An 18,399-nucleotide genomic window follows, 5' to 3' on the forward strand; every position below is an offset into this window, starting at 1 on the left:
AAAGAGGATGCAACGTCATCCTCTTTTTATTATGTTTTTTTAAAGGTTCTTTTTCTGAAGAACAAGCTGAAACGATTGGCTGATTCCACTATCCATTAATAATGTTCGAATATCACGATTTTTCTTAGCCTCATTTGAAAATAGGTCTCCACTATGATTGGATAATTCATCTAGAATACCTGATGCAATTAAAAACTCATCTTGCCGCCATTTCTGCATAAAAGTCAATCCATACTTCTCACCAAAACGGATCCACGAATCCCAGTGCACATCATGAGTAATATCCATCTCACCAGCGTGTGTAAGGATATTGGGGATAAGCTGATGTTTCCTGTATCCCCTCATGCTGCCATCTTTTCTCGTCGGTATTAACCAATCATCGTCCGTGTAACCATAATCAGCTGTCAATACAAGTCCTTTTTCTAACACTTCGCTAATCGATGCACTTATGCCATCCATAAATAATGGAATCTCCATTCTTTGGCCATTGTATAAAGAAATCGACATTTGCTCGATGTATGAAATGATTTCCTGATTTTCTATAGGAATATAGACTTCGGTTAGCCCATTTTGGTTGGAAGTAATCATTATTTCATATAAACAATCATCTTTTTTTTCTACTAAATGAACAGGTAGCGCATCAAGTAGTTCATTAGAAAAAACAAGCCCTGAAAACGTATGACATTCATCTAATGATTGGAGAAAATGAAGTTCTACACTGTGATGTTTACTTAATTTATCCTTTTGTAATCTTCTATGATGAGGGCTTTCATCAACTAATATATAAACTAGCGACTCATCGGTCATCTCTTCCCATTGATTTATAAAGACTTGAGCAAATGAACCATCACCTGCACCAATTTCTAACACGGCTGCAGGCAGTTGATTCACTCTCACCTGCTCTATAAACCATTTAGCGATTATTGTTGCATACATAGGTGTCATTGTTGGTGATGTATAAAAGTCCCCATCTACACCAATCTTTTTATCATCCTTCATATAATATCCAAAATCAGGATGATAGAGGGCTAACTGAATAAAATCGGCGTAAGTAAGCCGTTCCATCCTATTTTCTTCGATATAGCGGATGATTGGATTCATTATGAAAAGCCGTTCAAGAAAGGGTTTGTGTCCATTTCATTGGCAATGGTAGTCACTGGCCCATGTCCTGGTAAGACGAGTGTGTCTTCAGGTAAAGTGAGTAATTTATCATGTATGCTTTGCAGAAGCGTCTCATGATGGCCACCAGGTAGATCTGTTCGCCCAATACTGCCTTGAAAAAGGGCATCCCCACCAAACAGCAAGGCAATGTCTGCGAAATAAATGGAGACACTACCAGGAGAATGACCCGGAGTCTCTAATACTTTGAAGGAAAAACCTGAGATATCTATCTCTTGCTCTTTTACAAATAACTCATCGGCAGGTTGCAAACAAATCGCTGTGCCCATTTGAAATCTTGCTGAACCATTTAAGGCTGGGTCTATTAGCCAATCCTTTTCTTTTTCATGTATGTAAACAGGGATTTGGTACTTTTCTTTTACGTCATCTACTGCACCAATATGATCAAAATGTGCATGCGTTAAAAGTATCGCCTTCGGATTCAATTTTTCATCATCCATTATTTTGATTAGTTTTGTTGCTTCTCCTCCTGGATCAATAATTAAGCAGTCCTTGTTTTCTTTTATAAGAAGATAGCAATTCGTTTGTAATGGTCCTAATGGTAACTGTGCGTATTTCAAATGAATTCCTCCTTGGTTATTTTCTTTTATTGTACACAACTCCATAGTCTACGAGAAGCAAACATTGTTAAAAGACTTGATGTATCTTCCTTAAAATGTTATTATCTGAAAAGTTCGTAGAATACACCTCGACAAATTTTGAAAAAAAGTATAAAATATGATGTGAATGTAAAAATAAGTATTACATACGGTTCCAAACCTTTGCAAGGAATGAGCATAGACTCATTTGTTGATTGAATGAAAAGGGGGCTATAAACATGGGACTAGTAATTATTACTGGTTTAACAGCTATTTTAGCAATTTTCGGTCTAATCAGTGCACTACGAAACAAAAATCTCCTAGGGATTGTATTCGCTTTCGGGACAGCTGCCGTTTTCGGATGGTTTGCTGTGATGACATTAATTCATAGCGGATTCCCAGCTGTCCATTAAAAGGGGATGTAAATAAAAAGTCTGCCTCTTTAAGGGCAGACTTTTTATTTATCATTCATCCTCTTGTAGCAATGATTCTACTCGTTTAACTTTATCCGCCATCTGACGTTTTACATCTCTACGGTCATCAATGCGAATATTTGTTGCCACTCGCGCTAGTCCTTTTTCAAATGGAACTTCATGCATTGCTTGGATAACCTCGAATAACACTGGTAATTCTCCTTCAATGAGTGTATTCATCGGTGTCAATTGGTAATCAATTTTCCCAGCATCTTTATATTCTTTTAAAACCTTTTGAATATCTGCTACATAAGCTGATACACTTGGACTCTCCGTTCCTATTGGAATAATTGTTACGTCTACTATTGCCATCATGTCATCTCCTTTAAATATCAATATTAGTATGCACAAAATAAAGAGCGAAGAAAATTTATCTGCTCAAGATTCTATAAGTGAAATGACTTCTTTCTCATCTAATAAAATGATTTTATCTAAATAATGACCGTATAAACAAGCATTGGCATTATTAGAACAGGAAAGAGGTTCGTTGTCCATATCTTCTAATAATACGGTCTGTTCTCCCGTTTCCATATCTGTAGCCATGAAATCAAAGCTACCCCGATACGTATCTGCATCTGTACTGTACTCCGGCTTAAAGTATAAAAACTCTTTATCCATCATGGCATATTGTGGAACCATCCAACCGGAAAAGCTTGTTAAATGAGGAACTGAAAAAGATAACACCGATTCAAAGTCGTTATTCATGAATGTGTATTGTGCCTCTTCATCATGATTTTCGTTTACACCAATTGTCACCATTAAATCATTAAATGTATCAACAAAATACACGTTTTCTTTCTTCACTTCCGCCGTTCCAGTCTTTTTTTGTTCTTTTAACTGCGTCACGATTGAAGGTCCAACCGTACTCCAGTCCAAATAAACAAATGAATCAGTACTTAACCAATGGACAAACGGCTCCGCTATAGATATATGTTCCATATTTTTTGTTTCAGCTGATATCAAATAAGAAGTGTAAGACCAGTCCTCGGCAAAACTCGAAACCAATAACTTTGTCGGATCATATTGATTCCAAGAAACAGCTAGTTCGGTGCCATCTATTAACTCCTGCAATATGTAATCACCTTTATGATCCACTATAGCAATACGCCATTTTTGATTACTTGGTTCAGACTGGACAAATATATATTGTTGATCTGGGCTAATATAGACATTATTAATTGGTGCCTCACCTTCAAAAAATAACTCTTGTTCTCCGGTATAAATATTATATTTAAAAATTTTGTTCAATGTTTCATCTTTGTGATTGAGGAATAATAAGTGCTTGGCATCTAACCAGCCAAAGAAGAAAATTTGATCAGAATCTGAAACAGCAAGAGGTATAACTGATTGTTTTGAAGTTTGCTTCTCTGTCATATTCGTTTCTTTTACAGGTGGCTTATCACCTGTTTCATTCACTTGACAGCCAGCTATAATCATTGTGGAAAAAAATAAAAGCAATATGAGCATATAATCTTGGTGTTCCGCTTTGTGCTTCATAAACTTGGCTTGCCCCCCATCGAATTCCAATCTAGCTTCATTCTAGCGCACTTTTATCTGAATAGACGCGAGAAAAAGCCGTTTCCGGCTTTTCTTCGCTCTCTACGAAATTCTTCCTAATTAATTCCCAAAAACATTGTAATCAATAGTAAATTTTATACTGATTATGGAGGAAATACAAGCAACAACTATTTTTTATTAAAGATAAAGTGAAGCCAAAAAGACACCAAGCATTTCTTCATACATGTCTTCATACTGTGATAACGGCAGGGGGTTTACTCCTTTTCCCAGTTCCATCGTAAAGCCTGGCCGTCGATACTCTTTAATAAACCAATCTCTAAACCCAGCGAAACTATCTACATATTGTACTGAACGGTAACCGCTTACTCGTTCAAATTCATCAGCAATGACTTTTGAATCAGGCGGTTCAAGTCCTTCATATCCCCAGTAAAATTCTTCACCTTGTGTGTGAAAAGCTAATAATAAGCTGAAGTTGTTATTCTCAACAAGATTGGCCATCGCTATCGCTTCAGGCTCGGATAACGGTTCATATCCAGGAAAGTCTCGAGATGACGGAACATCTGGCTTTCTTTCTTTTTCATATTCCCACTTTGCGGGATATTGTTTATTCAAATCTACTCCTCTAATATTCGCCTTCCATAGGGAAAAATCATCTTTTTGTTCATTAATTGCTAATATTTCTTCTTTGTAGCCTTCTGGTGGTCCCCCTAAAACCAAGTCAACTCCATCAGGATTAACCATTGGAACAACGGATAACTCAACACGACTATAATAAGGTAAAGTCTCAATTCCCCTTAAAGGTTTTGCATTAGTCATAGATAACAAATAGGCATTTATTAAAGACATGAGGACAGGCGTTGTAATCCATTCATTTGCATGAAATGACGCATTATAATGAACTTGCTTTTCACCTGTACCTATTCTTATCTCATATAAAGGCTTGCCTGTCACCGAATAACCAATCTCATTTATTTTTATAAATGGATAAACTTCTTTTAATTGGTTGAGATCGTCTTGCAAAGTTTTAAAACTATAACTTTTTTTCCTATCCATTAAAGGCATAATCACTCTTGTTGGCACTAGGACTGTTTGATTTACTTGTAGATTTTGAGGCTGTAACTGCTGATTCAATAAAAGCAATGCATCGACAGGAAGATTATTCTTTGATGCTATTTGCCATAGTGAATCACCTTTTTGAAGTTTAATAGTAGATGTATGAAAGCCAGGAATTTGAATGCTTTGGCCAATCTGCAATGAGGAAGGGTCCACTTGTGGATTGCTATCAATGACTAAATTAATTGGAACCATAAACAGCTGACTGTAGTACCATAAAGAATCACCTGACCTAACTTTAATCTTCACCTTTTATCCTCCTCTCCATCAGTTCATACATATGATGAATGAGAAGAAAAGATGACTTACTCACTATTACTGAACCCTTACCCTATAATTAATTGCTTTGCACTCCAGGCGGCACCTACTACTCCTGCATCATTCCCTAAAGTAGCTAGTTTCAATAAAGTAGACCCTCGCATCTCAGGAAATAAGTTTTCGTCATAATAGAATTGTAATGGCTCTAATAATAATTTCCCGGCTTGAGAAACCCCACCACCGATTATAATCACCTCAGGGTTTAGTATTGCTGCTACATTCGCTAAGGCAATGCCTAATGGCTTCATTGTTCTTTGAACCACTTCCTTAGCAACTACGTCATTCTTACCTGCTAAGTGAAATATATTCTGAACTGATAAATGGTCAACTAATAATGTGTTCTTGTTAGAATGAATGATTTCCTTAGCCACACGTACTATTCCAGAAGCTGAGGCAATCGTTTCAAGACAACCCCATTTTCCACAATTACATCGCACGCCATAAGAAGAAACGGCATTGATATGGCCTATTTCACCAGCAGAACCCCCATTCCCACGCATTAACTGACCATTACTAATAATGCCACCACCGATACCAGTACCAATTGTTAAGAGTACAATGTCTTTGTAGCCAGTTGCGCTACCAACCCAGCGTTCGCCTAACACTGCACAATTAGCATCATTCTCCAATATCACTGGAAGCGCCATGTAATCTGATAGTTCTTTTTGTAAGCGGTAGTGAGGTGACAAATTTATATTTGTTGCTGAAAGTAAAATTCCATTTTTGCTATCAACCGGTCCTGGGGCACCGACTCCAACAGATAAAATCTGCTCTTTTTTTAATTGCGCCCTCTTTCTATGATGTTCAATTGAAGTTGTAATTTGCTCTGCTAAACTGTTGTCTGTATAATCCTGCTTCGTCATTTCTTGCCATTTTAAGTGAATGTCGCCATTCTCGTTAACAAAAGCAAATTTAATTGTTGTACCACCTATATCCACACCAACAAACAAAACAACACCCCCTAGAGAAGTAATGAGCAACTATTTTCTTGTTTTCTTTTTCTCTTTTTCTCTCTCAGCCCTTAAGACTAATAAAGCATCTCGATAGGTATCTACTTCAATTATTTTTGCTTTATATAATTCACTCACTTCAAGCTCCATCATTTCAATATCCAATAAACGTTCACCCATATAAATAATAGCACCATATGCTTTTAACAACTGTTGTACATCATAAAAACTTTTCACATTCATTCCCTCGATTCTTTCTTTCATAAAGCAAAGTATAAACGAAAAAAAACTCTTCCTCAATCATTAAAACATGAGAGAAAGAGTAATTCTAACGATCAAAAGAAAAGTGTTCTTTTATCTATCTGGATCTTTTGGATGCAACATTCTTGGACGTCTATTTTTCAAAGGCATTGGTGAACGTAAAAGGACATCTCTAAAGGCTCTTAGGTTAAAGGGAATAAACGGCCATAAGTAAGGGACTCCGAAAGACTTCATTTTAGACAACCAAATGACAAATAGTGTGATACCGATGATAAAACCATACATATGAAATACACTTGTCAGTAATAATAAAACAATACGAACAATTCGATTAGCTAATCCTAATTCGTAACTTGGTGTAGCAAATGTACCAATTGCTACAATCGCAAAATAAAGAACGACTTCACTTGTAAATAAGCCCACTGAAACAGCCAAATCACCTATCATGAGTGCCGCTACTAAGCCGAGAGCAGTAGCAAGACTCGAGGGGGTATGAATGGAGGCCATCCTCAACATATCAATACCTACTTCAATAATTAAGATTTGCAAAATCAAAGGGATTTTCCCTGCCTCTTCTGGTCCTATAAATGATAGAGAATCTGGTAATAAACTTGGATTCGCAGCAAATAAAAACCAAATAGGTAAAAGGAACAGCGAAGCCCATACGGAAATAAAGCGAACGAATTTTAAATAAGCACCAATAATCGGTTTGTTTCGATATTCCTCTGCATGCTGCAAATGATGCCAGAAAGTAGTCGGTGTTATAATCACACTCGGTGAACCATCCACTATGATACATACATGACCTTCAAATAAATGCGAAGCTGCTGTGTCCGGTCTCTCTGTATACCTAACCATCGGATAAGGATTCCAATGCTGACCAGAAATGTATTCTTCAATTGTCTTCTCGGCCATCGGTAAGCCATCTGTATCAATTTTAGATACACTATCTTTTATTTTATTGACCAACTCAGGGTCTGCAATATCTTCAATATAAGTTATGACAATATCAGTTTTTGAGCGTCTACCGATTTGTAAATACTCCATTCTTAACGTTCGATCTCTTATCCGCCGCCTCGTTAGTGCTGTATTAAAAACTAATGTTTCAACATAGCCATCCCTTGCGCCTCTTACAACCCTTTCAATATCAGGCTCTTCCGGGCCGCGGGCCGGATAAGACCTTGTATCAATTAATATCGCTTCATCTGCTCCATCAATGACCAATGCCGTTTGACCAGCTAATACAGCATCAACAATTGCATCCAGATCACTTTCTGTAGCAATTTCGATATAAGGGATATATCTCTTCATTAGCTTCGGAACAGTATCCTCTTCTAATTGTTCTCTTCCAAGCTGAGCAAGAAATTCCATTAACCGATTCATAATATCATCTTTAGCAAAGCCATCAACCAAATAGATTGCCATGTCTATCCCAGTATATTCCACATCTATTTGTAACACATCAAAGTTTTTTCCGACTGCTAATGCTTCTTTTAAATATGATGTATTGTTAATCAATTCCTTAGATACTTTATGATGTTTGTTTGTTTCCATGAGTTCACCTCATTCAAATATATTCCTAACAAACATCATAGACATACTAAAAAGGAATCATACCCTCCTAAGAGGTTGATTCCTTTTACATTATGTTAAACAACAAGTTTTTTAAGTTTCTAAGAAAAGATGTAGAATTTCCTAGGAAATATTCCCTTCCTGTCGAAATATCTTATTTGTTTTCATTTAGATTGTCTAGTAGCTGCCGATAGTCTTCTGAGTCATGTAATTCTACAGCTTGATCAAGATACTTTTTCGCTTCATCCGTATTGCCTTCCCTTAAATATAATAAGGAAAGATTATAGTAAGCTTCATGGAATTGTTCGTTTACTTCAATAGCAAGATGCAAATGACGCTTCGCTTTCTCTGTTTCTCCTAATTGAATTTCCGCATAGGACAATAAAAAATAAGTTTGTGCGGTTGCACCTTCTTTATCAAACGGAGTAAGCTCTTTAATCATCATTGAGTAATTTTCTTTTTCTAAATAAGTTTGTGCTTCAATCAAAGCCATCTCTTCTTGCGTTTGATCATTAGGGAAATGAAAGCCATAATAGAGACCTCCACTTATGAGAAGAGCCGTGAAACAAGCTATCAATAGTTGAGCAATCCTGTTTCTCTTCTTAGGCAAAAGAACGATTCCCGTTGCTAAGAACCCGCCAATTAAACCACCAATATGACCAGCGTTATCGATTCCTGGGATCATAAAGCCTAATGCAAGGTTAAACACAAGAACAACGATAATGTTCATACCCATTGTGCGGAAAAATAATTTTGGTTTCAATATCCCAAAGAAAAGCAACGCTCCAAAACAGCCAAATATCGCTCCGCTCGCTCCAGCCGATACGTTAGGACTAGTAATAAAACTAAGCAATGAACCCATAAAACCAGATAACAAGTAAATAACTATAAACCTTGTATTGCCCATTATTCGTTCAACAGCAGAGCCTAAATAAAAAAGAGCAAGAGTATTCATCAATAAATGCAGGAAACCAATATGTAAAATGATCGGTGTGAAAAAACGCCACCACTCACCTGCCAAAATAAGTGGATTATATTTTGCTCCACTTTCAATCAGCACCGAGGTATTTGTACTTCCACCTTTCCACTCCAGCCAAAGAAAAGCTAGGACTTGTAGCACAATAAATAGATATGTAAAAATGGGCTTACCTTGATTAAAAACCTCTGTTTCTTCTTTCGCTTTATTTGCTGCTAGCCATAATGTCTGTTTTTTTAAGTTTTCAATTACTTGTTCATCAATATCATCAGATGGTTCTTCTAAAAAGAGAAGAGGTTTCATAAAGTGTCGCTGCAGCTGTTTGGCCACCTCTTCCAGCCTATCCACAGTCATAATGACAGATTCAACCGTTGTCTTCTCCATTTTGGAATGCTGAAAGGGCTTATTAAGCTTATCCTCATAATCGTCAACAGGTACAAATGGTGAAATATATATATTGAGCACAGTCATTTCTCTATGCCTTACTTGTTTTCGAATACGCTCACCATTAAAGGCAACTGATTCTATATCTCTTTGTAACCAGTTACTCCAATCTAAATCCTTCCTTAGCAAACGAATGATTTTTGTCTGTTTATTCTCTAACTTCTCAATCCAGAGTTCATCTTGTTTTTCAGAAAGCTGAATGAAGCGATATTCTTCTTTATGTAGCAGATGATTGGCCAATGACCAAAATAAATAAGCCTCTTTACTATGCACTGTTTTCTCACTTCCTTACAGTTATATATCTTATTATAGTCAATGTTTCTTTTTAACAAAATAAAAAGCCCTTATATAAACAGGGCCAAAAAGTACATTGTTATAAACGTTCATCATTATATTGTGGTTGAGGAAAAACTAGCTTCATTGCTTTCTCTCTTAAAAAAGGGCAATTTAATACGGTAGCAATGATAAAATTTTGTCTCGCTAAAAGACCAACTAGGCGATAACGATACTGATAAATGAAAACACCTGACAATACAAACAGTATCAAAGTCATTATTTTTCCCATTTCATTCCCTCCTGTCTATCACTATTATGCGAATCATTCTCTGCAATTATCCACCTGCTACAGTCACAAAGAACAAAACACCTAATAAACTCGCAAGAGCACAAGATGAAAGGTTAACAAGGTCATTATTAACTATTGTGTTACCGCTTATATGTACCGTTTTACGATTACAATGCCATTTCGATTCGACCACCATCTCACAAGACGGACAACGATAAGTTACCTGTATGAAGGCACCTAATAAGGTATCCAAGATATTTCCGAGGAAACCAAAGACAAATATAATAAACATGGTGGAAAAAGATAATGAATAGGACAACATAGCAATAATAGCAATAGAGAAGGAACCCATTATTGCAGCAAAGGTTCCGAGGAAACTCATCGCTCCTGAAGTACCAGGTTCTACCTGCTTAAAATGCTGAATTGACAAAGGTCTTCTTTTACTTAATGAACCTATCTCTGAGGCCCAAGTATCTGAATTCGCACTCGCAATGGTTATTGTAAAAGCTATAAAAAAAATGGGAGATGGAAAAATAATAAAAAGCACACTAAATAATGCAGGTAACCCACCATTAGCAACCACTTGCTGCCAATCTCTAGTAGACCCTTTTTCATGGCGTGCTTCGATTTGTTGCTTCTGCTTTTTCTTGTATTTAGACAATAAGCTTGAACTAGTGAAAAAGAAGCCAAGCAGCAGCAGTCCCCTCCACCCAAAACCTAAGTTAATCAATACACCCACAACAATTGCTGCTATGGCGCCTGACTTTGTAAGAAGTTGAAGAAGGTAGCCTAAAAAGGCGGCAATGAGTACAAGAAAAATAAATATCAATTCTTTCACTCCGTTATTGTAATAATCTTTTGAACAGGTAGATCATGTTGGTCTAATGGTATTTTATTAACCACTTGCTGGGGGAAAGCTAATGAAAGTGTAAAGCCGTTATAATCCACTAAATAACGATCATAATAACCGCCTCCAAAACCAATACGATCACCCTTTAATGTATAAGCAACGCCTGGAACTATTAATAAATCAATTTCAGAAGGCTGAACACTCTTAGTTTTGTCTACTACTGGTTCTTGTAATCCAGAATAGACGACTTCAAGATTGTCATAACTTGAAAAAATCCTGAAATTCATTTCCCTCGTTTTAGGTAAGCATTTTGGAATAGCCACTTGTTTTCCCTCTGACCAAGCCTTATTAATAATTGGAAAAGTATCGACTTCTGGAAAGCGTGATATTGTAAGGGCAACTACTTTGGATTGTTGCCAATGAGATGTGAGGAATAATTGCGATGCTAATTTTTCTGATAGTGATGTATATTGTTCACTAGGCATTTCTGTTAATTGTTGCATAATCATCTTTCTCAGTTGTTTTTTATCCACCATTTAACTCTCCTATACCTCTATTTATAAAAAACACACTTATCTTATAAAAATATTAGTTTCAATCTAGACATATGAAGTAACAACCATCACTCGTAATTTCACCTCTTGAACCTTACCCGGTATCACCCCCGTGATGAAACCATAAAAAAAGAGACAAAAAAAGCAGCAGGAATCTACCTACTGCTTATTTTGTCTCACGGTGTGTTGTAGAACGCTTTTCTCTTGGGCAGTATTTTTTTAGCTCAAGACGATCTGGATTGTTTCTTTTATTTTTTTTAGAAATATAGTTACGATCTCCGCATTCTGTGCAAGCTAACGTAATATTTACACGCATGTCATTTCCCTCCAAACTACTAAGCACTAGTTCGTTTCATACGACTTTTATATAATATCACTTTTTAGTTTGAAATGCTAGTATGTTTTTTTAAAAGTGTTTGATTTACTTGTAAAAGCTGTTTTTGACAATCATCTGTAATTGACCAAGCTTGTCCGTCAATAGCAGATTTCCCTGTTATTTTAACAGTATCCCCACATAAACTAACTACCTTTCCTTTTCCTATTGGATTGTATGATAATGTTTGTTTTCCACCTTTGCCATATGACCATATTTTGTTATTATCCACTTGTGATTGTTGCATAACTGTGTTTTCCTTCATTTTCACCCCGTTCAAATGACCATTCACTAAGAATAATTGGCGATCAATCATGTGATATATCAAGTGTTCAATCGGAGATATAAAAGAAATCTGGTAGTCACACTCTCTTGGATTACTATGCGCCATAAGTACTTTTATCTCTTTACTCGTAGATAGTTCATTGTAAATGTTGAAATTTAACATAGAAATATGATGATCAATTCTCACCTTTTCTGTACGTATCGATAAACCTTCTACTTGATGTTCTCTTCCTTCCGCCATATCATTCATTTCAATCCAATAAACACTTTTACCAACGGCGATACCTAACGTTTGATGCAATAAGTTTTCCTGATTCGACTGATTCCAATATTCAGTTGTGTAAGGCGTTTGCTCAATTATTTTCACTTTAATCACCTTTTCTTTGGAATTTATTGACTCGTCCGTGAATTCTATACACCTTTAACGTTTGTTTCGCTACCGATTGCCAGCTAAATTCTGTCTTGATTCTTTTTTGAGCTGCACTGACGATTTGGCTTCTAAAGTTAGGTTTTAATAGTAGAGAATCTATTTTACTTTCAAGATTTACTACATCTCGAGGATCGAAAAAAAGCCCCGACTCATTTTCAATGATTATTTCACTGAACCCGCCAGTTTTAGCTAAAACTACTGGGAGTCCAGCTGCCATCGCTTCTAAAGCAACTATTCCAAATGGTTCGTACAAACTAGGGAAAATAGCTAAGCTAGCATATTCCATCCAGTTATCACGCTCATATTCGTCAACATAACCAATAAATTGAATCCATTCATCGATTTGTTTAGCACGAACTTTTTGTCTGTAATACGATAATAACGGACCTTCCCCAGCGACAATGATTTTTAAGTTTGTATTTTTTCTCTTTAATTTTTCAGCAAGAGCGATAAGAATATCGAACCCCTTCTCTTCTACCATCCTCCCCAGCGAAAAGAGGTATGGTCTATGTTGGGCAAAATGAAATTGTAGGTTCCTATCTTTTTTCATCGGCTTACTTACGCCATTTGGAATGATAGAAATGGTCGAAGATGGCTGTTGGTATTTATGTAGTAACTCATTTCTCATAAAATGACTACAAACTACAAGATGATCGGCATATGCCATTAATAATTTTTCTTGTCTATCGATAAAGCTTTGACTCTCTGTATGAATTCCATTATGTCTACCTGCCTCAGTCGAATGAATGGTAGCGATAAGCGGTATATCCATTCGCTTCTTTAAAATGATGCTACTCGCTGCAACTATCCAATCATGGGCATGAATCATCTCTATACCATTTTGCTCAATCAAAGCTCTTGCTTTCTCTTCCATTGCTAAATTCACCGAAGCAACCCAATGAAGAAATGATCCAGTTTGCATAAGCGGTGCCACACGATGAATGACTACATTATTTTGCACTTCAAATTCTTCGTCAACTTCATGCCTTTTCACTGTTAGCACATGAACGGACACCTTTTCTTGTGCGAGTGATCTCGCTAATTCACTTACATGGCGACCAAGGCCACCAACAATATACGGTGGGTATTCCCAACTTAACAGTAGAATACTCTCCGTCATTGCTTCACTTCATAATAACTATACCCACACACTTGATGGATCCAGTCAGCACTTATTTCTGATGATAATTTGACAGTTCCCACTCCACTACCTATCTCAGTAGTAAGTAAAGGGAGATAATTATCATCCATTAGTTTCAAACACAGGGTGATGCGGTAAGAATGATATTCTGTTTTAATGGCGTTTCTAATGACCCTCATCGATTGGTATGGTGGAATAAAAAACTCATATAGATCGGAATGATTTTTACTGTATGAATGAAGCTGAATTACTTGCAGGCAACTTCTTATATCTTTGTTGTAGTAGAGCGAGAGGATGTCATATTTTTCTTGCCTAACCTTCCAACTAATATAGATATCTTTGTTGATAATTTCTGTTTTTAAAGGTAATAATCCTGACGAATGTATTATGTGATTCTGTTTACTTTCCATTTTTCGAACCATTCCCCTTGTCAGATTATTCTATACATTAATGTTAGCACTGAATGGCCAAGCCCACAATAAACAGATTTTGTCGGTTTATGCTATCTATCGCTACACTTGTTATTATGATAAGCATTTTTTCTTCACCGACCTATTTCTTCATTCATTCGACAGAAACTATGATATCTTACTCGACAAATTCTATAGGAGATTCTTCAAAGTTAGCACGACTTGTCGATATTTATGGTAGAATAACTTTGATAATAAAGCTTTGAGGTGAGAATGATTATATATATATTTGCTGTTTTATTAGTTATCGCTTTTCTGCTATTTATTTTATCCTTTTTTCTTAAAGATCCTTACCGTTCCTTAAAGGATGAGATTGACCAACTATCTATTCAACATGTAAAAGAAACGTATCAAATAAAGAAAAAATTAAAGCTGTTAGAAGAAGAATTACTGATAGACGAAATCAAACTTCCGAATGACACTGGGTTATCTAGACCTAAGAAGAAGGAAGTTCATGATATTATAAAAAATCAAGTACTTTTACTTCATAAGCAGGGACTTTCCACAGAGCAAATCGCTAAGCAATCTTCTTTATTAGAAGATGAAGTATTGGCCATTATCACAGCTAGTCAACTTAAAGGTGAAAAAGTATGAAAAAATATGTTTTAAGAGGCTTTTCAGCTGGTGTTTTTTGTACAACCCTAATTCTTCTCATTGGTTATATGCTTATGAATGACGAGAACAAGCAAATGATTGATGAGACAGCGGCTCAAGCTTATGTAAAAGAACAAGGTTTTCATGTTTTGACGGATGATGAGATCGATAAACTCATTGAAGAAAAATTAGAACTTGATAAACAACAGGAAGAAGTACCTAAAGAAGAAACTACCATTACAACAGAAATTAAAATCGAAAGCGGTATGCTTCCACAAGAGATTGCGCAGCAACTTGAAGAGGCAGGCATCATCGAATATAGTGAGGACTTTACTAGCTTTTTAAAAGAATTCAATTATAGTCAGAAGCTACGTGTTGGTACATATCAAGTGAATAATCAACAGTCTTATAAAGAGCTTGCTGATTTATTTAGCAAATCATAAAAAACGAATCTCTATCTCAATGGATCTTACTTGGCTGCAATTACACTCTTAAAATAGAGTTAATTACAGCCTTTTTATTATTAAATTACCGAAGAATATAGTTACGATTACCGAACTTTGTTTACATCAGTCCACTTAGAAATTGACACTTAATTCCCCCGCTTGATCTAATAAATAAAAGAGTATGCTTATCACAAAAAGTTCCTACTTCTTTATTTCACTTTGCTAGTAAATGATACAGAATTTACCTTTACATGCAATAAAGATGTTAGTTGTTCAGATAAATAAATGGGCGATTCTTCAAACTCTGTATCAATCCAATGCTTAATAAGCCCTAAAACTGTATATGCCTGGTAATTTGTATATAATTGGTGATCTATCACAAACTTATCATTTCCTCCAAAGTCTATTTGAATATTATGAACATATTGCTTAAGTGCTTTTATAAACTTATTTTCAAATGTATAAGAAACATCACTTTGTAATAGTGACTTATAATAATGTCTATATTTAAATATATGGTTAAATAATTCTTTTGTAGAAGGTAAAACACTTTGGTCAATTTCATAATCTCGTTGATTTGCAGTACTATTTTCCATCTTGTAGATTAAGTCCCTAATTGCTTCGTCCATCACTTCTTTTAGAACTTCTTCTTTCCTATAGTAATGGTAATAATATGTGCTGCGATTAATATTTGCAGTAGTCGTTAAGTCAGTTATTGTAATTTTATGAAATGGTTTTAGTAGTAATAATGTAACCAGAGCATCTTTAATTCTTTGTTCAGTCATTAGATTTTTACTCATTAACTTAGCCACCTCTCCGTGTAACCCCAACAAATAAATACTTTTTTGTTGGTTGTTAAAGAAAACAAAAATAATTATAGTGGTATTGTAATCGATTACAACAATGTTTAAAAGCTATATTCTATAATTATTTAAAGGGGTCTTTTATATGGGTAGATTAACTGGAAAAGTGGCTATTATCACTGGTGCTGCTAGCGGAATGGGCTTGGCAGGTGCACAAATTTTCGCAAAAGAAGGTGCTCAGGTTGTAGCAACTGATATAGTTGAAGATGCTTTAAAAGTGAAAGTTGCAGAGATTATTGATAATGGTGGAGAAGCCATTGCCTTAAAATTAGATGTTTCAAGCCAAGAATCATGGTTAAATGTCGTTCAAACGACAATAGAAAAATACGGTAAAATTGATATTTTAGTCAATAATGCAGGAATTCATATGGCAAAAGGAATTTTAGAAGCAGAATTAGATGATTGGAATAAAGTGATGGCCATTAATACAACGGGTGTATGGCTTGGAATGAAATCCGTTATACCTTATATGCAACAGAATGGCAAAGGGTCAATTATTAATACATCTTCCATTGCAGCAATTGTGGGTGGTGTCGCTGATGCACAAGGTGCAGCGTACAGTGCATCAAAAGGCGCAGTTAGAGCACTTACTAAACATGGTGCTCAGTGGTTTGGAAAAGATAACATCCGAGTGAATTCCGTGCATCCTGGTGCAATCTTTACAGGTATGGTTGAGAAAGCTGGAATTAAAACACAAGAAGAAATGGGAGAGAATTATAAAGGTTTAGCTCCATTACCTCCTTATGCTGGAGAGTCATTGGATATTGCAAATGCATACTTATACCTTGCTTCAGACGAATCTAAATTTGTTAATGGAATAGAATTGGTCGTTGACGGTGGTTGGATCAGTAACTAATTTTTTTAATCAAATAAATAAGACTCACATTCATTTCATATAAATAAAAGAACGAACCTCTATGATGAAAGAGGTTCGTTACTTTTATCAATCATTCAAATCAAATTGCTTACCTTTCACTAAATAGAAGATATGCTCAGAAATGTTTGTGACATGATCTGCTGCACGTTCTAAATATCTACAAACAAAAGATAATTGAGTAATTTGCGGAATTCGCTCAGATTGTTCCCCACTTATTCTCAGTAAATCAACAATCGTTTGCCCATATAAATCATCCACTTCATCATCCATGTCAGCAACGGCTTTTGCTTTTTTAAGATCTTCTTCATTGAAAGCAGTTAATGAATCGTTTAACATTGTTAAGCAAATCGCATGCATTTGTTTAATATGAACAATTGGTTTCACATGGTCTTCTTTCCCAATTCTAATCGTTGATTTAGCAATATTCACAGCAAAATCAGCTATTCTCTCAATATCCGTTGCTATCTTTATTGCGACAATAATTCTTCGCAAGTCAATAGCTACTGGCTGCTGTTTCGCTATTAATAAAATGGCATAATCATTAATTTCTTCGTACAAAATGTTTGCTTTTGTGTCATTTTCCATGATCTCTAAAGCTAATTCTATATCATGATTCTCAAGTGCCTGAATCGATAAAGAAAGAGCATTTTCAGCAAAATGACCTAAATCTAATAATTTTTCTCTTAATACTGCTAATTCTTCATCAAACTTCTCTCTTACTGGCAATATAATCAGTCTCCTTTACTTAATTAGCCGAACCTGCCGGTAATATAATCTTCCGTTCTCTTATCAGTTGGATTAGAAAAAATTTTATCTGTTTCTGCAAATTCTACTACTTCACCGTTTAAGAAAAAGGCCGTTCGGTCAGATATCCTAGCTGCTTGTTGCATATTATGAGTCACTATAATGATACTATATTCTTTTTTTAATACCTGTACAAGCTCTTCTACCTTTAGTGTTGAAATCGGATCTAATGCTGAGGTAGGTTCATCCATGAGAATAACATCTGGTTCTATCGCCAAACATCTTGCAATACATAGTCTTTGCTGTTGACCACCTGATAAACCATAAGCGTTATCCTGCAATCTATCTTTTACCTCATCCCAAAGCGCTGCCCCTTTTAAACTTTTTTCAACAATTTGATTCAGGACTTTCTTATCTCTTATACCATGAATTCTCGGACCATAAACAACATTTTCATAGATAGATTTAGGAAAAGGATTCGGCTTTTGGAACACCATACCCACTTTTGTTCTTAATTCTTCAACACCATAACGTTTATCAAAAATATTACGTCCACGATATTGAATTTCTCCTGATGTTTTTACTGATGGTACCATTTCAATCATTCGGTTCAACGCTTTAATATAAGTCGATTTACCACATCCTGATGGACCGATAATCGCAGTTACTTCATTTTCATAAATATCTAAATTGATTTGTTTTAATGCATGATTACTTCCATACCATAAATTTAATTCTTTTGTTTGATAAACTTTATTGTTATCATTAAGATTTTTATAGTTGTCAAGTGAATCGGCGGCTTCTTTTTTGGGTGCAACCAATGTA

23 protein-coding genes are annotated in these 18,399 nt (G+C 35.6%); 4 read left to right on the top strand and 19 right to left on the bottom strand.

The features are described from left to right. Window positions 1–39: 39 nt before the first annotated feature. Window positions 40–1,101 (bottom strand): SAM-dependent methyltransferase, encoded by a 1,062-nt coding sequence (locus MKY26_RS09935; RefSeq protein ID WP_341056447.1) that lies wholly within the window; start codon window positions 1,099–1,101, stop codon window positions 40–42. Further along, a complete protein-coding gene (locus tag MKY26_RS09940) occupies window positions 1,101–1,739 on the bottom strand; it encodes an MBL fold metallo-hydrolase (protein WP_095372579.1) in 639 nt (212 codons plus the stop codon). Before MKY26_RS09940 ends, MKY26_RS09935 begins: the two co-directional genes overlap by 1 nt. A 257-nt stretch (window positions 1,740–1,996) precedes the next feature. Here MKY26_RS09940 and MKY26_RS09945 point away from each other — a divergent pair, with 257 nt between their 5' ends. Next, on the top strand, window positions 1,997–2,170 hold the full coding sequence (locus tag MKY26_RS09945) for a DUF2759 domain-containing protein (RefSeq protein WP_095372578.1): 174 nt from the start codon (window positions 1,997–1,999) through the stop codon (window positions 2,168–2,170). Between the two features lie 51 nt (window positions 2,171–2,221). Here MKY26_RS09945 and MKY26_RS09950 read toward each other — a convergent pair whose 3' ends face one another. From MKY26_RS09950 to MKY26_RS10015, 14 genes are all read right to left on the bottom strand, one after another. Further along, window positions 2,222–2,542, bottom strand: coding sequence for an MTH1187 family thiamine-binding protein (locus MKY26_RS09950; protein WP_095372577.1), 321 nt, complete (start codon window positions 2,540–2,542; stop codon window positions 2,222–2,224). 66 nt (window positions 2,543–2,608) lie between these two features. Continuing rightward, on the bottom strand, window positions 2,609–3,727 hold the full coding sequence (locus tag MKY26_RS09955; protein ID WP_095372576.1) for a YqgU-like beta propeller domain-containing protein: 1,119 nt from the start codon (window positions 3,725–3,727) through the stop codon (window positions 2,609–2,611). A 198-nt stretch (window positions 3,728–3,925) separates the two neighbouring features. After that, a complete protein-coding gene (locus MKY26_RS09960; protein ID WP_095372575.1) occupies window positions 3,926–5,110 on the bottom strand; it encodes a M14 family metallopeptidase in 1,185 nt (394 codons plus the stop codon). 77 nt (window positions 5,111–5,187) lie between these two features. Continuing rightward, window positions 5,188–6,129, bottom strand: coding sequence for an ROK family glucokinase (locus tag MKY26_RS09965; RefSeq protein ID WP_157733935.1), 942 nt, complete (start codon window positions 6,127–6,129; stop codon window positions 5,188–5,190). A 30-nt stretch (window positions 6,130–6,159) separates the two neighbouring features. Next, entirely contained in the window at window positions 6,160–6,366 is a 207-nt protein-coding gene (locus MKY26_RS09970) for a YqgQ family protein (RefSeq protein ID WP_095373646.1), read from the bottom strand. Window positions 6,367–6,483: 117 nt separating this feature from the next. Beyond that, on the bottom strand, window positions 6,484–7,944 hold the full coding sequence (locus MKY26_RS09975; protein WP_095372573.1) for a spore germination protein: 1,461 nt from the start codon (window positions 7,942–7,944) through the stop codon (window positions 6,484–6,486). Between the two features lie 172 nt (window positions 7,945–8,116). Then, on the bottom strand, window positions 8,117–9,655 hold the full coding sequence (locus MKY26_RS09980; RefSeq protein WP_095372572.1) for a rhomboid family intramembrane serine protease: 1,539 nt from the start codon (window positions 9,653–9,655) through the stop codon (window positions 8,117–8,119). A 100-nt stretch (window positions 9,656–9,755) separates the two neighbouring features. Then, window positions 9,756–9,947: a hypothetical protein gene (locus MKY26_RS09985; protein WP_095372571.1), complete on the bottom strand. Its 192-nt coding sequence runs from the start codon at window positions 9,945–9,947 to the stop codon at window positions 9,756–9,758. 46 nt (window positions 9,948–9,993) lie between these two features. Then, window positions 9,994–10,785: a DUF92 domain-containing protein gene (locus MKY26_RS09990; RefSeq protein ID WP_370873258.1), complete on the bottom strand. Its 792-nt coding sequence runs from the start codon at window positions 10,783–10,785 to the stop codon at window positions 9,994–9,996. Continuing rightward, window positions 10,782–11,333: a 5-formyltetrahydrofolate cyclo-ligase gene (locus MKY26_RS09995; protein ID WP_095372569.1), complete on the bottom strand. Its 552-nt coding sequence runs from the start codon at window positions 11,331–11,333 to the stop codon at window positions 10,782–10,784. Before MKY26_RS09995 ends, MKY26_RS09990 begins: the two co-directional genes overlap by 4 nt. A gap of 184 nt (window positions 11,334–11,517) precedes the next feature. Then, on the bottom strand, window positions 11,518–11,667 hold the full coding sequence (gene rpmG, locus MKY26_RS10000; RefSeq protein ID WP_057771568.1) for a 50S ribosomal protein L33: 150 nt from the start codon (window positions 11,665–11,667) through the stop codon (window positions 11,518–11,520). Between the two features lie 64 nt (window positions 11,668–11,731). Further along, the gene (locus MKY26_RS10005) at window positions 11,732–12,376 is read right to left on the bottom strand and encodes a hypothetical protein (protein WP_095372568.1); all 645 of its coding nucleotides are present in this window, start codon (window positions 12,374–12,376) and stop codon (window positions 11,732–11,734) included. Between the two features lies 1 nt (window position 12,377). Continuing rightward, window positions 12,378–13,559 carry a glycosyltransferase family 4 protein gene (locus MKY26_RS10010; protein ID WP_095372567.1) on the bottom strand — a complete coding sequence of 394 codons (1,182 nt, stop codon included), beginning with the start codon at window positions 13,557–13,559 and terminating at the stop codon, window positions 12,378–12,380. Continuing rightward, the gene (locus MKY26_RS10015; protein ID WP_095372566.1) at window positions 13,556–13,990 is read right to left on the bottom strand and encodes a hypothetical protein; all 435 of its coding nucleotides are present in this window, start codon (window positions 13,988–13,990) and stop codon (window positions 13,556–13,558) included. Before MKY26_RS10015 ends, MKY26_RS10010 begins: the two co-directional genes overlap by 4 nt. Window positions 13,991–14,263: 273 nt before the next feature. Between MKY26_RS10015 and MKY26_RS10020 the strand changes: the two genes are divergently transcribed. Together MKY26_RS10020 and MKY26_RS10025 are read left to right on the top strand one after the other, a co-directional pair. Further along, window positions 14,264–14,644, top strand: coding sequence for a hypothetical protein (locus MKY26_RS10020; protein ID WP_095372565.1), 381 nt, complete (start codon window positions 14,264–14,266; stop codon window positions 14,642–14,644). Next, the gene (locus MKY26_RS10025; RefSeq protein ID WP_095372564.1) at window positions 14,641–15,087 is read left to right on the top strand and encodes an endolytic transglycosylase MltG; all 447 of its coding nucleotides are present in this window, start codon (window positions 14,641–14,643) and stop codon (window positions 15,085–15,087) included. Before MKY26_RS10020 ends, MKY26_RS10025 begins: the two co-directional genes overlap by 4 nt. Window positions 15,088–15,299: 212 nt before the next feature. Here MKY26_RS10025 and MKY26_RS10030 read toward each other — a convergent pair whose 3' ends face one another. Next, window positions 15,300–15,920: a TetR/AcrR family transcriptional regulator gene (locus tag MKY26_RS10030; protein WP_157733934.1), complete on the bottom strand. Its 621-nt coding sequence runs from the start codon at window positions 15,918–15,920 to the stop codon at window positions 15,300–15,302. A gap of 118 nt (window positions 15,921–16,038) precedes the next feature. Here MKY26_RS10030 and MKY26_RS10035 point away from each other — a divergent pair, with 118 nt between their 5' ends. After that, window positions 16,039–16,809 (top strand): SDR family NAD(P)-dependent oxidoreductase, encoded by a 771-nt coding sequence (locus MKY26_RS10035; RefSeq protein WP_307312890.1) that lies wholly within the window; start codon window positions 16,039–16,041, stop codon window positions 16,807–16,809. A gap of 87 nt (window positions 16,810–16,896) precedes the next feature. Here MKY26_RS10035 and phoU read toward each other — a convergent pair whose 3' ends face one another. Continuing rightward, the gene (gene phoU, locus MKY26_RS10040) at window positions 16,897–17,556 is read right to left on the bottom strand and encodes a phosphate signaling complex protein PhoU (RefSeq protein WP_341096542.1); all 660 of its coding nucleotides are present in this window, start codon (window positions 17,554–17,556) and stop codon (window positions 16,897–16,899) included. A 23-nt stretch (window positions 17,557–17,579) separates the two neighbouring features. Then, window positions 17,580–18,395, bottom strand: coding sequence for a phosphate ABC transporter ATP-binding protein PstB (pstB, locus tag MKY26_RS10045; protein ID WP_370873266.1), 816 nt, complete (start codon window positions 18,393–18,395; stop codon window positions 17,580–17,582). Window positions 18,396–18,399: the final 4 nt, after the last annotated feature.

The organism is Cytobacillus sp. FSL R7-0680, assembly GCF_038009245.1.
GTDB lineage: Bacteria > Bacillota > Bacilli > Bacillales > Cytobacillaceae > Cytobacillus > Cytobacillus kochii.

What these genes read in the sequence shown, in the direction of transcription:
- MKY26_RS09955 (WP_095372576.1), bottom strand. Translation starts at nt 3,727, where the DNA reads ATGAAGCACAAAGCGGAACACCAAGATTATATGCTCATATTGCTTTTA.
- MKY26_RS10025 (WP_095372564.1), top strand. Translation starts at nt 14,641, where the DNA reads ATGAAAAAATATGTTTTAAGAGGCTTTTCAGCTGGTGTTTTTTGTACA.
- MKY26_RS09945 (WP_095372578.1), top strand. Translation starts at nt 1,997, where the DNA reads ATGGGACTAGTAATTATTACTGGTTTAACAGCTATTTTAGCAATTTTC.
- MKY26_RS10020 (WP_095372565.1), top strand. Translation starts at nt 14,264, where the DNA reads ATGATTATATATATATTTGCTGTTTTATTAGTTATCGCTTTTCTGCTA.
- MKY26_RS10010 (WP_095372567.1), bottom strand. Translation starts at nt 13,559, where the DNA reads ATGACGGAGAGTATTCTACTGTTAAGTTGGGAATACCCACCGTATATT.
- MKY26_RS09950 (WP_095372577.1), bottom strand. Translation starts at nt 2,542, where the DNA reads ATGGCAATAGTAGACGTAACAATTATTCCAATAGGAACGGAGAGTCCA.
- MKY26_RS10035 (WP_307312890.1), top strand. Translation starts at nt 16,039, where the DNA reads ATGGGTAGATTAACTGGAAAAGTGGCTATTATCACTGGTGCTGCTAGC.
- MKY26_RS09985 (WP_095372571.1), bottom strand. Translation starts at nt 9,947, where the DNA reads ATGGGAAAAATAATGACTTTGATACTGTTTGTATTGTCAGGTGTTTTC.
- MKY26_RS09975 (WP_095372573.1), bottom strand. Translation starts at nt 7,944, where the DNA reads ATGGAAACAAACAAACATCATAAAGTATCTAAGGAATTGATTAACAAT.
- MKY26_RS09995 (WP_095372569.1), bottom strand. Translation starts at nt 11,333, where the DNA reads ATGGTGGATAAAAAACAACTGAGAAAGATGATTATGCAACAATTAACA.
- rpmG (WP_057771568.1), bottom strand. Translation starts at nt 11,667, where the DNA reads ATGCGTGTAAATATTACGTTAGCTTGCACAGAATGCGGAGATCGTAAC.
- MKY26_RS09935 (WP_341056447.1), bottom strand. Translation starts at nt 1,101, where the DNA reads ATGAATCCAATCATCCGCTATATCGAAGAAAATAGGATGGAACGGCTT.
- MKY26_RS10015 (WP_095372566.1), bottom strand. Translation starts at nt 13,990, where the DNA reads ATGGAAAGTAAACAGAATCACATAATACATTCGTCAGGATTATTACCT.